A 14592-nucleotide genomic window follows, 5' to 3' on the forward strand; every position below is an offset into this window, starting at 1 on the left:
TCGCTCGGCGTGTCCGGGAGCCGTCATGACGTATCGCTTCAGCGAGAACGACCAGTTCAACTTCGAGATCCTGCTCGCCCTCGGTTCGGTGTGGCGGCGGGGAGCCGACGCGGGAGAAGTGCTCAGCACCGCCGCTTCGGTGGCGGACGGGGACGGGCAGGCGTGGTTCGACGCCTGGCTGGACCTGGGCCGCCGCGTCCGGATGGAGGCGGAGGAGTGCGCGGCGGCCGGTCATCCGGTGAGCGCCCGTGAGGGCTGGCTGCGCGCGGCCGGCTATCTGGGCACCGCGATGGTGGGCGTGGACGCGGTGCCGGACGCGGAGAAACGGGCGGCGGAGGCGTTCACCGAGCACCGGGCCTGCCTCGACCGCTTCCTGCTGGCCCTGGACCCGCCCGCCGAGCCGGTGTCGATCCCGTACGAGGACACCACGCTCCCCGGCTATCTGATCAGTCCGCCCGGCACGGACGAGCCGCTGCCGACGCTGATCGCCAACAACGGCAGCGACGGTCCGCTCAGCGCGGCCTGGACGATGCTCGGCGCCCCGGCGGTGGAGCGGGGGTACCGCGTCCTGCTCTTCGACGGGCCCGGACAGCAGTCGATGCTCTTCGAGCGGGGGGTCACTTTCCGGCCGGACTGGGAGAACGTCATCACCCCGGTCGTGGACTTCCTCCTCGCCCGTGTCGACGTCGACCCGCGCCGGATCGCGCTGGCGGGGATCAGCCAGGGCGGGTACTGGGTGCCGCGCGCGCTGGCCTTCGAGCACCGGCTCGCGGCTGCGGTGGCCGATCCGGGGGTGGTGCGGGTCGCGGAGAGCTGGTGGCAGCACCTCGGGCCGGATCTGCGCGAGCTGTGGGAGTGCGGGGACCGGGACGCGTTCGACGCGATCATCGGGGAGGCGCTGGAGCAGAACCCGGCGCTGGCCGCGACGTGGCGCTGGCGGGCCAAGCCGTACGGGGTCGAGACGCCCTACGACCTGCTGTGCGAGGTCTCGCGGTACGACCTGCTGACCGAGGTGTCCCGGCACGAGCTGACCCGGGTCGTGGACCACATCACCACCCCGCTGCTGATCACCGACCCGGAGGGCGAGCACTTCTGGCCCGGCGCTTCGGAGCAGCTGTACGACGCGCTGTCCTGCCCCCGCGAACTGGTGCGCTTCACCGAGGAGGAGGGGGCGCATCTGCACTGCGAGCCGCTGGGGCGGGCGCTGTTCGAGGAGCGGGTCTTCGACTGGCTGGACGCCCGGCTCGCCACCGCCGGCACGGTGTGACGACCGGGTTTGATCACCGTACGGCTGCGGCCCTGTAACGCCTTGATCCGACCACGTCAAAGCTATGGATTCCAGCCAGTGCCACTGGTTCCATGGGAGGCCAATCACGCACTTCCCTGGGGGGACGACAAATGAACTGGTACGTGGACGTGCTCAAGAAGTACGCCGTGTTCAGCGGGCGCGCGCGGCGCAAGGAGTACTGGATGTTCACGCTGTTCAGCGTGATCATCAGCATCGTGCTGACGATCCTGGACAACGCGCTGGACATCAACTTCCTCGCCGGTCTCTACGCCCTGGCGGTCCTGCTGCCCTCCCTCGCCGTCGGGGTGCGCCGCCTGCACGACACGGGCCGCACCGGCTGGTGGCTCCTGATCGCGCTGATCCCGTTCATCGGCGCCATCGTCCTGCTCGTCTTCTTCGTCTCCGAGGGCAAGCCGGAGGTCAACGAGTACGGCCCCAACCCGAAGTACGCCCCGGCCGCCTGACGCCGCCGCAGCCACGACGAAGGGCCCACCGGAACATCCGGTGGGCCCTTCGTCGCGTCCGCACTCAGTGGGAGTGGCCGCCCGGTGCCGGGGCGGCGTTCTTCACGGCCAGGGGCAGGAGCTTCTGGCCCGTCGGGCCGATCTGGATGTGGGTGTCCATCTGGGGGCAGACGCCGCAGTCGAAGCAGGGGGTCCAGCGGCAGTCCTCGACCTCGGTCTCGTCGAGGGCGTCCTGCCAGTCCTCCCAGAGCCAGTCCTTGTCGAGACCGGAGTCGAGGTGGTCCCAGGGGAGCACCTCCTCGTAGGAGCGCTCGCGGGTGGTGTACCAGTCGACGTCGACGCCGAACTCGGCCAGCGCCTTGTCCGCGCAGCCCATCCAGCGGTCGTAGGAGAAGTGCTCGCGCCAGCCGTCGAAGCGGCCGCCGTCCTCGTAGACCGCGCGGATGACCGCGCCCACCCGACGGTCGCCGCGCGAGAGCAGGCCCTCGACGATGCCGGGCTTGCCGTCGTGATAGCGGAAACCGATGGAGCGGCCGTACTTCTTGTCGCCCCGGATCTTGTCGCGGAGCTTCTGCAGGCGCGCGTCGGTCTCCTCGGCGGAGAGCTGCGGGGCCCACTGGAACGGGGTGTGCGGCTTGGGCACGAACCCGCCGATGGAGACCGTGCAGCGGATGTCGCCCGAGCCGGAGACCTCGCGGCCCTTCTGGATGACGTGGGTCGCCATGTCGGCGATCTGCAGGACGTCGTCGTCCGTCTCGGTGGGCAGGCCGCACATGAAGTACAGCTTCACCTGACGCCAGCCGTTGCCGTACGCGGTGGCGACCGTGCGGATCAGGTCCTCCTCCGAGACCATCTTGTTGATGACCTTGCGCATGCGCTCGGAGCCGCCCTCGGGGGCGAAGGTGAGACCCGAGCGACGGCCGTTGCGGGTCAGCTCGTTGGCAAGGTCGACGTTGAACGCGTCGACACGGGTGGAGGGGAGGGAGAGGCCGATCTTGTCGTCCGTGTAGCGGTCGGCGAGGCCCTTGGCGATCTCCCCGATCTCGGAGTGGTCCGCCGAGGACAGCGACAGCAGGCCGACCTCCTCGAAGCCGGTCGCGTTCAGACCCTTCTCGACCATGTCGCCGATGCCGGTGATCGAGCGCTCGCGCACCGGGCGCGTGATCATGCCCGCCTGGCAGAACCGGCAGCCGCGCGTGCAGCCGCGGAAGATCTCCACCGACATCCGCTCGTGCACCGTCTCCGCGAGCGGCACCAGCGGCTGCTTCGGGTACGGCCACTCGTCCAGGTCCATCACCGTGTGCTTGGAGACGCGCCACGGCACACCGGAACGGTTGGGGACCACACGGCCGATCCGGCCATCGGGCAGGTACTCCACGTCGTAGAACGCCGGGATGTACACCGCGCCCGTCTTCGCCAGCCGGAGCAGGACCTCCTCGCGGCCACCGGGACGGCCCTCCGCCTTCCAGCCGCGGATGATCTCCGTCATGTCCAGCACGGCCTGCTCGCCGTCACCGATGATCGCCGCGTCGATGAAGTCCGCGATCGGCTCCGGGTTGAACGCCGCGTGCCCGCCGGCCAGCACGATCGGGTCGTCGACCGTACGGTCCCGGGACTCCAGCGGGATGCCCGCCAGCTCCAGCGCGGTGAGCATGTTGGTGTAGCCCAGCTCGGTGGAGAAGCTCAGGCCGAACACGTCGAACGCCTTCACCGGGCGGTGGCTGTCCACCGTGAACTGCGGGACACCGTGCTCCCGCATCAGCGCCTCCAGGTCCGGCCACACGCTGTACGTGCGCTCGGCGAGGACGCCCCGCTGCTCGTTGAGCACCTCGTAGAGGATCATGACGCCCTGGTTGGGCAGACCCACCTCGTAGGCGTCCGGGTACATCAGCGCCCAGCGGACCTCGGCCTCGTCCCAGGGCTTGACGGTGGAGTTCAGTTCTCCGCCGACGTACTGGATCGGCTTCTGCACATGCGGGAGCAAGGCTTCGAGCTGCGGGAAGACCGAGTCGACAGACATCGCGGCATAACCTTCGTGAGCTGACTGGAGGGCATCTCCCGGCCGGAGGCTGGAAGGGTGACCATCAAGCCTAACCCGTTCGGACGCCTCCCCCGTACGCCGAGCCTCAGCGCGGGAAGGCCGAGCGGGCCTTCGTCCAGGTGCCGGGCAGCTTCTCCTCCGTGCGCCGGGCCGCCCGCACCTCCCGCTCGTACAGCACCCCGTACGTGAACGCGCTCTCCCCCGCCGCGTGCGCCACCGCCGCCAGCTCGCGCAGGGTGTGCCGGGCCAGCACGCTGTCCTGGTGCTCGCCGAGCAGACTCGTCAGCTTCTTCGCCGCGCGGGCCAGGGCGCGGGCGGAGCCGCCCAGCGCGGGGACGGCCGCCTCGGCGGCGTACCGGGCGCGCTTGGCACGCTTACGGGCCTGGTGCAGGGCGTGGTCGCGGTCCTCGCCGGGCGGCAGCTCCAGCGCGGCCGTCACCAGCCGGGCCAGCTTGGCGCCCTCCTTGCTCAGCGCCCGGGTGAGCACCTTGCCCGGCTTCAGCGCCGCCCGCTGCCGCAGCGGCGGGTCCGCGAGCAGGGTGTCGAGGCTGTCCAGCAGGGCGAGATAACGGGCGGAGTCCAGCACCCCGAGCAGCCGGCCCCGGGTACTGCCGTGCCGGGTGGCGGCCCAGGAACCGAGGCGCTCGCGGACCGGGCCGGTGACCTCGCCGGGCGGGAGGGCGTCCAGCGCGTCCGACAGCCGTTCCGCCAGCACCTCCTGGTCCCGGCCCACCCCCAGCTCGCCGGCCAGCCACTTCAGCTCGGCCTGCACCGGGTCGGTGGCGTTCCGGTCCAGCACCGAGCCGTAGCTGCGGAGGGCGGAGCGGAGCCGGCGGGTGGCGACCCGCATCTGGTGCACGGAGTCCGGCAGGTCCCGGCGGACGCCGGGGTCCCGGGCGAGGATGGCCTCGCGCTGCTCGCGTAGGTACGCGAGGACGTGGTCCCCCGCCGTCACCGGCTCCGCCGCCCGCCCCGGCGCCCCGGCACGGGAGCCGCCGGTACGGCGCAGCGCCTCGGCCACCTTGGAGGCGGCCTTCGACGGCCGCACCCCCGCCTCGGCGAACCGCTGCTCGACGGCGTCCAGCACGGCCGGGTCGGCGCCGTCGGCCAGCTCCACCTCGATCTCGGTCCACCGGGCCGTGCCGCCCGCGCGGTTGAGCCGCTCGGCGTCGACGGTGTCCACGCTCGCCTCGGCCAGCAGGGTCCCGTCCGCGCCGAGCAGATGCCGTACGTCGCGCGCGGACCGCAGCCGGACCACGGGGACCAGCTCGGCGCCCCGGACGCGTGAGCGGACCAGCGCGGCGATCTCCTCCGGCACGGTGTCCGAGAGCGGGGCCCGGATCTCGTCCCGGACACCGGGGGCGACCGGGAACTTCAGATGCCATCCGGCGTCCGCGCCCCCGGTACGGCGGCGCAGGGTGAGCGAGGCGGCGCCCAGCCGCTCGTCGGCGGTGTCGTAGTAGACGGCGTCCAGCTCGACCACGCCCCGGCCGACGACGTCCGTCACCGCCCCGGCCCCGGCCAGCCCGGGAAGCGGCTCACCGTCCGCGACCTCGTACTTCCGCTCGATCTCCCGCTTCACGTCCGCCATGAACCGAATCTAGAACGCGCCGGCCGTCCCAACCAGCCCCCGGACACGCGAGAGGGCCGGGAGACAGGCTCCCGGCCCTCGGCGCTACGGGCTCACGCGGACATCGGCCGCTGCACTCTGATCGACTGCAGCAGGCCCACCGCGATCCACACCGCGAACATCGAGGACCCGCCGTAGGAGACGAAGGGCAGCGGGAGACCGGTGACCGGCATGATGCCGAGCGTCATGCCGACGTTCTCGAACGCCTGGAAGGCGAACCAGGCGACGATGCCGGCGGCCACGATGGTGCCGTACAGCTCGGTCGAGTCGCGGGCGATGCGGCAGGCGCGCCACAGGATGACGCCGAGGAGGAGGATTATCAGGCCGGCCCCGAGGAAGCCGAGTTCCTCACCCGCGACGGTGAAGACGAAGTCGGTCTGCTGCTCCGGCACGAACTGGCCCGTGGTCTGCGAACCGTGGAACAGCCCGGAACCGGTCAGCCCGCCCGAGCCGATGGCGATGCGCGCCTGGTTGGTGTTGTAGCCGACGCCCGCCGGGTCCAGCTCCGGGTTGGCGAAGGCCGCGAACCGGTTGATCTGGTAGTCGTCCAGGATGTGCAACTGCCACACCGCGAGGGCACCGAGGGCACCGGCCGAGATCAGGCCGAACACCCAGCGGTTGGAGGCGCCGGAGGCGAGCAGCACGCCCAGGATGATGATCACCATCACCATGACCGACCCCAGGTCGGGCATGAGCAGCACGATCAGGATCGGCACCGCCGCCAGCCCGAGCGCCTGGAGCACCGTGCGGTGGTCCGGGTACGCCTTGTCGCCCGCGTCGACCCGCGCGGACAGCAGCATCGCCATGCCCAGGATGATCGTGATCTTCACGAACTCCGAGGGCTGGACCGAGAAGCCGCCGCCGAACACGATCCAGGAGTGGGCGCCGTTGACGGTGGAGCCCAGCGGGGTCAGCACCGCGAGGATGCCGGCCACCGAGAGGCCGTAGAGGATCGGCACCGCGTTGCGCAGGCCGCGATGGCCCAGCCACAGGGTGCCGATCATCAGGGCGAGCCCGATGCCGGTGTTCATGAAGTGCCGGATCAGGAAGTAGTACGGGTCGCCCTGGTTGATCTCGGTGCGGTTGCGGGTCGCCGAGAACACCAGCAGGGAGCCGATCATCGACAGCGCGAGCGCCGCCAGCAACATCGGCCAGTCCAGCCGGCGGGCCGCCGAGTCACGGGCGAAGATCCTGGTCCAGCCGGCCCGCTGGGGGCCGTAGCCGGAGACGGAGAAGGTGTTGCCGGTCATGTGCGCGTCCTCCGGCTCCCCCTCCGGCGGGGCCGCCTGCGGGTGTTGCTGTTGGTGTTGGGCGAGGGCGAGGTGGCGGGGGGCTGGTCCTCGCCGTTGCTGGTGTTGTCCTGCTGCGCCTTCTCGACGTCCTTGGCCGGGTCGCCGGCGACCTTCGGAGAGGCCACCGTGCCGTCGGGACGGACCTTCGGGAGGGTCTGCTGCGGATGCGGCAGCATCGCCCGCTTGTTGTCGATCGAGCCGTCGCCCTGGACGCCGTACAGCGCGCTGTAGATGTTGCGCACGGCCTCACCGGAGGCTCCGGAACCCGTACCGGCCTGGGCGATCGTCATGATCACCGTGTAGTCCTTGGAGTAGGTGGCGAGCCACGAGGTGGTCTGCTTGCCGTAGACCTCCGCCGTACCGGTCTTGCCGTGCAGCGGGATCTTGTCCTGCGGCCAGCCGCCGAACTTCCACGCGGCGGTACCCCGGGTGATGACGCCCGCGAAGGCGTCGTCCATGCCCTTGAGGGTGGCCTTGCTGACCGGCAGCTTGCCCGAGGGCCTCGGCTTCAGCTCGCGCACCGACTTGCCGTCCGCGCTGATGACCGCCTTGCCGATGCTCGGGTGGTACATCGTGCCGCCGTTGGCGACGGCGCCGTAGATCACCGCCTCCTGGATCGGCGTGACGAGGGTGTCGCCCTGGCCGATGGAGTAGTTGATCGAGTCGCCCTCACGCATCTTGTTGCCTTCGAGGCAGTTCTCGTAGGCGATCTTCTCGACGTACGACCCGTCCTTCTTGCCGTACTTGCACCAGGCGTCCTTGTTGGCCTTCCAGTAGTCCAGCTTCCACTGGCGGTCCGGGACGCGGCCGGTGACCTCGTTGGGCAGGTCGACGCCGGTCTCCTTGCCGAGGCCGAACTGGTGGGCGGCCTTGTAGAAGTAGTCCTTGGGCTGACCCTTCTTCGGGTTGATCCCGCCGTCCTTCTTCCACTGCTGGTCGGAGAGGTAGTAGAAGACGGTGTCGCAGGAGACCTCCAGCGCCCGGCCCAGCGGGATCGGGCCGAAGCTCTCGCCCTCGAAGTTCTTGAAGACCTGGCCGCCCACCGAGTACGAACTCGTGCAGGGGTAGCGGCCGTTGAAGTCGTAGCCCGCCTCGACCGCGGCGGCCGTGGAGACCACCTTGAAGGTCGAGCCCGGTGCGGCCTGGCCCTGGATGGCCCGGTTCAGCAGCGGGTAGTCGGAGTTCTTGCCGGTGAGCGTCTTGTAGTCCTTGGCGGAGATGCCGCCGACCCAGACGTTCGGGTCGTAGTCGGGCGCCGAGGTCATGGCGACGATGCGGCCGGTCTTGGCCTCCATCACCACGGCGGCACCGGAGTCCGCCTTGTAGTTGGTGCCGGTGATGCTGTCGAACTGCTGGCGGGCGACCTTCATCGCCTTGTCCAGCTCGAACTCGGTGACCCGCTGGATGCGGGAGTCGATGCTGGTGACCAGGTTGGAGCCGGACTCCGCCGGGTCGGCCTGGGCCTTGCCGATGACCCGGCCGAGGTTGTCCACCTCGTACCGCGTGACGCCGGCCTTGCCGCGCAGCTCCTTGTCGTACTGCCGCTCCAGACCGGAACGGCCGACCATGTCGGAGCGCAGGTAGGGCGAGTCGGTGTCCTTGGCCTGCTGGATCTCGTCGTCGGTGACCGGGGAGAGGTAGCCGAGGACCTGGGAGGTGTGGGCCTTGCCCGGCGCGCCGTACCGGCGGACCGCCTCGGGCTCGGCGGTGATGCCGGGGAAGTCCTCGGCGCGCTCCCGGATCTGGAGGGCCTGCTTGGGCGTGGCCTCGTCGGTGATCGGGATCGGCTGGTAGGGCGAGCCGTTCCAGCAGGGCTGGGGGGTCTTGGCGTCGCACAGCCGGACCTTCTGCTGCACGTCCTCCGCCTTCAGGCCGAGGACGGCGGCGAGCTTGGCCAGGACGCCCTTGCCGTCGTCCTTCTGCTTGAGCAGGTCGGTGCGGGAGGCGGAGACGACGAGCCGCGTCTCGTTGTCCGCGAGCGGGATCCCGCGGGCGTCCAGGATGTCACCGCGCACGGCGGGGTCCACGACCTGCTGGACGTGGTTGCCGGACGCCTCCTTCTGGTACGCGGCGCCCTCGCGGATCTGGAGGTACCACAGCCGGCCGCCGAGGGTGCCGAGCAGGGAGAGCACGAGGATCTGGATGACGACCAGCCGGATCTGGACCCGCGGGGTCCGCCCGGTCTCGGGGATATTGGTCATGGGCGCAGCCCATTCATGGGAAGGGCGGTGGCGGGCGACGGGTGGGCGGTCACTGCTGCTGACTCCCCCTCTCAGCGCGGGAAACGATGTGCGCGTACGGACGACAGGTGAACTCGGGCGTCATCACAGCCGCTTGACCCCCTTGATCCGGCCGACGCGGGCGGAGCGGGTGCGGGCCCTGGCCTTCAGCGCGCCGAAGCCCCGCTGGGAGCCGATGCGCAGCCCGGTGCCGGAGGAGAGCCAGCCCGAGGAGATGTTCCCGGCCTTGGCTGCGGGGCCGGACTCGGCCAGCGGGTCGTTGTCCGCGCGGCGGGCCAGCCACATCACGCCGGGCACCACGAAGGGGGCCAGCAGCAGGTCGTACAGCGCGGCCGAGAACAGCAGGCCGGGCAGGCCGACATGGCGGGCGGCGGTGTCGCCGACGAGGGCGCCGACGCCCGCGTAGAGCAGGGTGGAGCCGATCGCGGCGGCGACCACGACGGCCATCGGGCCGGTCGCGGACTTCAGCCGGCCGGTCTCGGGCTTGACCAGACCGGCGAAGTAGCCGATGACGCACAGCACGAGGGCGTAGCGGCCGGCCGCGTGGTCGGCGGGCGGGGCGAGGTCCGCGAGCAGTCCGGCGCCGAAGCCGACCAGGGCGCCGCCGACATGGCCGTACACCAGGGCGAGGCCGAGGACGGTCAGCAGCAGCAGGTCGGGCACGGCGCCGGGCAGGTGCAGGCGGGCCAGGACACTCACCTGGATCACCAGGGCGACGACCACCAGCACGGTGGAGAGCAGGACGCGGTTGAGGCGCATGGGGGTTCAGCTCCTACTGCTGCTGGCCGTCGGTGTCGGTGCCGTCCGGCGCGGAGCCGTTCGCCGACGGGGTGACGGTGACGGTCACCGTGGGCGTCGGGACCGGCTTGGGCTTGGCCGGGAGGACCTCGTCGCGCGGGTCCTTCTTCGGTCCCGCCACGACCACGCCGACGATGTCGAGCTTGCTGAAGCCGACGTACGGGGTGACGTAGAGCGTGCGGGTCAGGCCGCCGCCGGAGGGGTCGACGCGGGAGACCACGCCGACCGGGACGCCGGGCACGAACGGCTTGTCGGCCTGGGAGCCGAAGGTGACGAGCCGGTCGCCCTTCTTGACCTCCGCCTTGCCGTTGAGGAGTTCGACGCGCAGCGGGCGGTCGCCCTGGCCGGAGGCGAAGCCGAGTTCGTCGCCCGCCTCCATCCGGGTGCCGACGGTGAAGTCGGGGTCGTTGGCGAGCAGCACGGTGGCGGTGTCGGGGCCGACCGTGGTGACGCGGCCGACCAGGCCGTCACCGTTCAGTACGGTCATGTCCCGCTTGATGCCGTTGTCGGCGCCCGCGTCGATGGTGATGGTCCAGGAGAAGCCCTGGGCCGCTCCTATGGCGATGACCTGGGCGCCCTTGATGCCGTACTGGCCCTGACCCGCGACCTTCAGCATCTTGTCGAGCTGGTTCAGGCGGCTGCGGGTGCGGTCGTCGCTGCCCAGCTTGGCCTTGAGCGCCGCGTTCTCCTTCTCCATGACGGCGAGCCGGTCATGGCGGTCTCCGGAGTCCCGTACGGCGGAGACGGCGTTGCCCACCGGGTCCACCGCCGAGGACATTCCGTTCTCGATCGGGCCGAAGGCCGCTGCCGCGGCCTGCCGGGCTCCGTCGACCGGGGAGTTCCGGCCTCCGCGGATGTCCACCGTGATCAGTGCGAACGCGATGGCGATCAGCAGGACCAGGAGCAGCCGGCTCTCTTTCGTGTCCCTCACGTGCGGCGGCCGTGCCCTTCCTCTATAGGAATTCGGGGAACCCCCGATAAAGCGCCGTTGCCGATGCGCGAATCGAAGGGGGTCCGTTGGGGGAGCTTATGCCTCTATATCAACGATCCGCCGCACGAGAGCAGAACGTCTCATGCGGCGGAATCGGAGTGTCATGTCATCGGCGCGGCTGCGCGTCGAGCACCTGCTGCAGCGCCTCGAACTCCTCGACGCACTTGCCGGAACCGAGCGCGACGCTGTCGAGCGGGTCCTCGGCGATGTGGATCGGCATGCCGGTCTCCCGGCGCAGCCGCTCGTCGAGGCCGCGCAGCAGGGCGCCGCCGCCGGTCAGCACGATGCCCCGGTCCATGATGTCGCCGGACAGCTCCGGCGGGCACTTGTCCAGGGTCGTCTTGACGGCGTCGACGATCGCGTTGACCGGTTCCTCGATCGCCTTGCGCACCTCCGCCGCGGAGATGACGACGGTCTTGGGCAGCCCGGACACCAGGTCCCGGCCGCGGACTTCGGTGTGCTCGTCGGAGTCGAGGTCGTACGCCGAACCGATCGTGATCTTGATCTGTTCGGCCGTCCGCTCACCCAGCAGAAGGCTGTACTCCTTCTTGATGTACTGGATGATCGCGTTGTCCAGTTCGTCACCCGCGACGCGGATGGACTGGGCGGTGACGATGCCGCCGAGGGAGATGACCGCGACCTCCGTGGTGCCGCCGCCGATGTCCACCACCATGTTGCCCGTGGCCTCGTGGACCGGCAGGCCGGAGCCGATGGCCGCGGCCATGGGCTCCTCGATGATGTGCACCTGGCGGGCGCCCGCCTGGGAGGAGGCTTCGATGACGGCGCGCCGCTCGACGCCGGTGATGCCCGAGGGCACGCAGACGACGACCCGAGGCCGGGCCAGATACCGCCGCTTGTGGATCTTCAGGATGAAGTAGCGGAGCATCCGCTCGGTGATCTCGAAGTCGGCGATCACGCCGTCCTTCAGCGGCCGCACGGCGACGATGTTGCCCGGCGTGCGGCCGATCATCTTCTTCGCTTCGGCGCCGACCGCGAGGATTCCACCGGTGTTGGTGTTGATCGCCACGACGGACGGCTCGTTGAGTACGATCCCGCGACCCCTGACGTACACCAGCGTGTTGGCGGTCCCGAGGTCGACAGCCATGTCACGGCCGATGAACGACATTGAGTTCCCCATCAGGATTCGACGGGCCTTCCCTGGAAGCTTTTGAGGGCTTTTCAGGTCGGCGAGGTGGGTGCGGTGACGTGAAGGCTTCCATCGTAGACGCGCCTGCACGAACACCGCGCGAGGGTCTTCGCCCATTGTCAGCAGATGGCGCGCCGCCTCGCTTGTGGAGACGGTCCATCGGGGGCATGCGTTCCCCCGAACGGCAACGCATATGCCGAGGGACGGCCGAAATGGTACGGCCGCCCGGTGGCGGGATATCCGGAAGGTCTGACGGACCCTCAGAAAAAATTCCCTAAAACTCCTTACGGCGTGGCCCCGACGGGCCCGCACCGCACCGGTCAGTCACGACCCGGAAAGAAAATCTTCACCTCGCGCTCGGCGGACTCCTCCGAGTCCGAGGCGTGGATCAGGTTCTCGCGCACGATGACACCGAAGTCGCCCCGGATGGAACCGGGAGCCGCCGCGATCGGGTCCGTCGGCCCGGCGAGCTGCCGCACACCCTCGATGACCCGCTCCCCCTCGACGATCATCGCGACGACGGGGCCGGAGGACATGAACTGCACCAGCGGCTCGTAGAACGGCTTGCCCTCGTGCTCGCCGTAGTGCGTCTCCAGCGTGCCCCGGTCCAGCTCGCGCAGCTCCAGCGCCGCGATCCGCCAGTCGGCCTTGCGCTCGATACGGCCGATGATCTCGCCGATCAGGCCACGCCGGACGGCGTCGGGCTTGAGCAGGACGAGGGTGCGCTGGGTCACGAGGGGCTCCTTACGACTGACGTGCGGTGGCACGAGGTTACAGGGCGTGTCCGTGCCCTCGTCACGCAGCGTCAGCCGTAGGGGAGGAGCCGGCCTCGGCGGCCGCCGCGAAGCGGGCCTTGGCCTCGTCGACCTTGCGGCCGTAGTGGACCGAGGCCCACCACAGGGCCGCGAAGACGGCGCCCATGAAGTACATCATCGGGACGAAGAAGCCCGAGGCGATCAGAGCGAGCTGGAGGGCCCAGCCGAGGGCGACGCCGCCCGGCCGGGTCACCATGCCGCACAGCAGCACGGACAGCACCATGGCGACCCCGCAGACCCACCACACCGTGGACACGGCCAGCGAGGGGTCCTTCATGGCGACCAGACCGGCGAACCCGATGACGAAGAACTCGCCGATCAGCGTCGATGAACAGAGCGTACGCACGAGCGGTTTACCTCAGCCCTTCCGAAGCAGCAGGCGTGCCTCGCCCACCGTGATGACCGAACCGGTGACCAGCACGCCGCCGCCGGCGAACTCGCCCTCCTCCTCGGCCAGCGTGATCGCGGCCTCCAGCGCCTCCGGCAGCCGGGGCTCGACCTGGACGCGGTCCTCGCCGAACACCTCGACGGCGATACCGGCCAGCTCGTCCGCGTCCATCGCGCGGTGGCTGGAGTTCTGCGTGACGACGACCTCCGCGAAGATCGGCTCGAACGCCTCCAGCACCCCGCGCACGTTCTTGTCCGCGCTCGCCCCGACCACACCGATCAGCCGGCTGAAGTCGAACGACTCCCGCACCGCCTCGGCGGTCGCCGCGGCGCCGGCCGGGTTGTGCGCGGCGTCCAGCACGACGGTCGGGGAACGGCGGACGATCTCCAGCCGGCCCGGCGAGGATACGGCGGCGAACGCCTTGCGCACGGTGTCGATGTCCAGCGGCTCGGCGCGCTCGGCACCGACCCCGAAGAACGCCTCGACGGCGGCGAGCGCGACGGCCGCGTTGTGCGCCTGGTGGGCGCCGTGCAGCGGGAGGTAGACGTCGGGGTACTCGCCACCCAGTCCGCGCAGGGTGAGCAACTGGCCGCCGACGGCGACCTGGCGGTCCACCACGCCGAACTCCATGCCCTCGCGGGCCACGGTGGCGTTCTCCTCGACGGCCTTCTTCAGCAGCACCTGGGCCGCGTCGACCGGCTGCTGGGCCATGATCACGGTCGAGTCCGGCTTGATGATGCCGGCCTTCTCGGTGGCGATCAGCTCGGGCGTCCCGCCGAGGCGGTCGGTGTGGTCCAGCGAGATCGGCATGACCACGGCCACGTCGCCGTCGATCACGTTGGTCGCGTCCCAGCTGCCGCCCATGCCGACCTCGACCACGGCGACGTCCACGGGCGCGTCCGCGAAGGCGGCGTACGCCATGCCGGTGAGCACCTCGAAGAAGGAGAGGCGGTGCTCCTGGGCGGTGTCGACCATCTCGACGTACGGCTTGATGTCGTCGTACGTCTCGATGAACCGCTCGGCGCTGATCGGGGCGCCGTCCAGGCTGATGCGCTCGGTCACCGACTGCACGTGGGGGCTGGTGTAGCGGCCGGTGCGCAGTTCGAAGGCGCCGAGCAGGGCCTCGATCATGCGAGCGGTGGAGGTCTTGCCGTTGGTGCCGGTGATGTGGATGGAGGGGTACGCGCGCTGGGGGTCGCCCAGGACGTCCATCAGGGCGGCGATCCGGGTGACGGACGGCTCCAGCTTGGTCTCGCCCCAGCGGGTGGCCAGCTCGGTCTCCACCGCGCGCAGGGCGCGGTCCACCTCGGGGTCCTCGGGACGGGCCGGTACGTCGGCCTCCGGCGGGCCGCCCTGGGTACGCAGGGTGCGGCTGCCGGCCTCGATGACGGCGAGGTCGGGGTCGCGGTCGGTCTCCTCGGCGACGATGTCGTCGAAGTCGGCGAGGGGGTCGGGCGTGTCGTTGTTACCGGGCGAGTCGCTCACGCCGCCCAGTCTA

Annotated in this window: 12 protein-coding genes; 2 read left to right on the top strand and 10 right to left on the bottom strand. The window is 70.4% G+C overall.

The window, feature by feature from the left end; all coding sequences use genetic code 11:
- The first annotated feature begins 25 nt into the window (after nucleotides 1-25).
- Both D0Z67_RS09410 and D0Z67_RS09415 read left to right on the top strand, forming a co-directional pair.
- Complete coding sequence (locus D0Z67_RS09410; protein ID WP_037775444.1) at nucleotides 26-1267, top strand: alpha/beta hydrolase family protein; 1242 nt, start codon at nucleotides 26-28, stop codon at nucleotides 1265-1267.
- Between the two features lie 131 nt (nucleotides 1268-1398).
- Nucleotides 1399-1752, top strand: a complete 354-nt coding sequence (locus tag D0Z67_RS09415; RefSeq protein ID WP_031182269.1) for a DUF805 domain-containing protein — start codon at nucleotides 1399-1401, stop codon at nucleotides 1750-1752.
- Nucleotides 1753-1816: 64 nt separating this feature from the next.
- On the opposite strand, the gene D0Z67_RS09420 is transcribed toward D0Z67_RS09415, so the two are convergent.
- From D0Z67_RS09420 to folC, 10 genes are all read right to left on the bottom strand, one after another.
- Nucleotides 1817-3772 carry a TIGR03960 family B12-binding radical SAM protein gene (locus D0Z67_RS09420; protein WP_031182270.1) on the bottom strand — a complete coding sequence of 652 codons (1956 nt, stop codon included), beginning with the start codon at nucleotides 3770-3772 and terminating at the stop codon, nucleotides 1817-1819.
- A 106-nt stretch (nucleotides 3773-3878) separates the two neighbouring features.
- Nucleotides 3879-5384, bottom strand: coding sequence for a CYTH and CHAD domain-containing protein (locus D0Z67_RS09425; RefSeq protein ID WP_031182271.1), 1506 nt, complete (start codon nucleotides 5382-5384; stop codon nucleotides 3879-3881).
- A gap of 92 nt (nucleotides 5385-5476) precedes the next feature.
- Nucleotides 5477-6673 (bottom strand): rod shape-determining protein RodA, encoded by a 1197-nt coding sequence (gene rodA, locus D0Z67_RS09430; RefSeq protein ID WP_031182272.1) that lies wholly within the window; start codon nucleotides 6671-6673, stop codon nucleotides 5477-5479.
- Nucleotides 6670-8916 carry a penicillin-binding protein 2 gene (gene mrdA, locus D0Z67_RS09435; protein WP_031182273.1) on the bottom strand — a complete coding sequence of 749 codons (2247 nt, stop codon included), beginning with the start codon at nucleotides 8914-8916 and terminating at the stop codon, nucleotides 6670-6672. Before mrdA ends, rodA begins: the two co-directional genes overlap by 4 nt.
- Before the next feature lie 123 nt (nucleotides 8917-9039).
- Entirely contained in the window at nucleotides 9040-9714 is a 675-nt protein-coding gene (mreD, locus tag D0Z67_RS09440; RefSeq protein WP_031182274.1) for a rod shape-determining protein MreD, read from the bottom strand.
- A gap of 13 nt (nucleotides 9715-9727) precedes the next feature.
- Nucleotides 9728-10684, bottom strand: a complete 957-nt coding sequence (gene mreC, locus D0Z67_RS09445; RefSeq protein WP_031182275.1) for a rod shape-determining protein MreC — start codon at nucleotides 10682-10684, stop codon at nucleotides 9728-9730.
- Between the two features lie 166 nt (nucleotides 10685-10850).
- Nucleotides 10851-11870, bottom strand: coding sequence for a rod shape-determining protein (locus D0Z67_RS09450; RefSeq protein ID WP_020940056.1), 1020 nt, complete (start codon nucleotides 11868-11870; stop codon nucleotides 10851-10853).
- A gap of 341 nt (nucleotides 11871-12211) precedes the next feature.
- Nucleotides 12212-12625, bottom strand: coding sequence for a nucleoside-diphosphate kinase (gene ndk, locus D0Z67_RS09455; RefSeq protein WP_031182276.1), 414 nt, complete (start codon nucleotides 12623-12625; stop codon nucleotides 12212-12214).
- Between the two features lie 61 nt (nucleotides 12626-12686).
- Nucleotides 12687-13052 (bottom strand): DUF4233 domain-containing protein, encoded by a 366-nt coding sequence (locus D0Z67_RS09460; protein ID WP_031182277.1) that lies wholly within the window; start codon nucleotides 13050-13052, stop codon nucleotides 12687-12689.
- 12 nt (nucleotides 13053-13064) lie between these two features.
- A complete protein-coding gene (folC, locus tag D0Z67_RS09465; protein WP_031182278.1) occupies nucleotides 13065-14579 on the bottom strand; it encodes a bifunctional tetrahydrofolate synthase/dihydrofolate synthase in 1515 nt (504 codons plus the stop codon).
- Nucleotides 14580-14592 lie beyond the last annotated feature (13 nt).

The organism is Streptomyces seoulensis, from assembly GCF_004328625.1.
Lineage (GTDB): Bacteria > Actinomycetota > Actinomycetes > Streptomycetales > Streptomycetaceae > Streptomyces > Streptomyces seoulensis.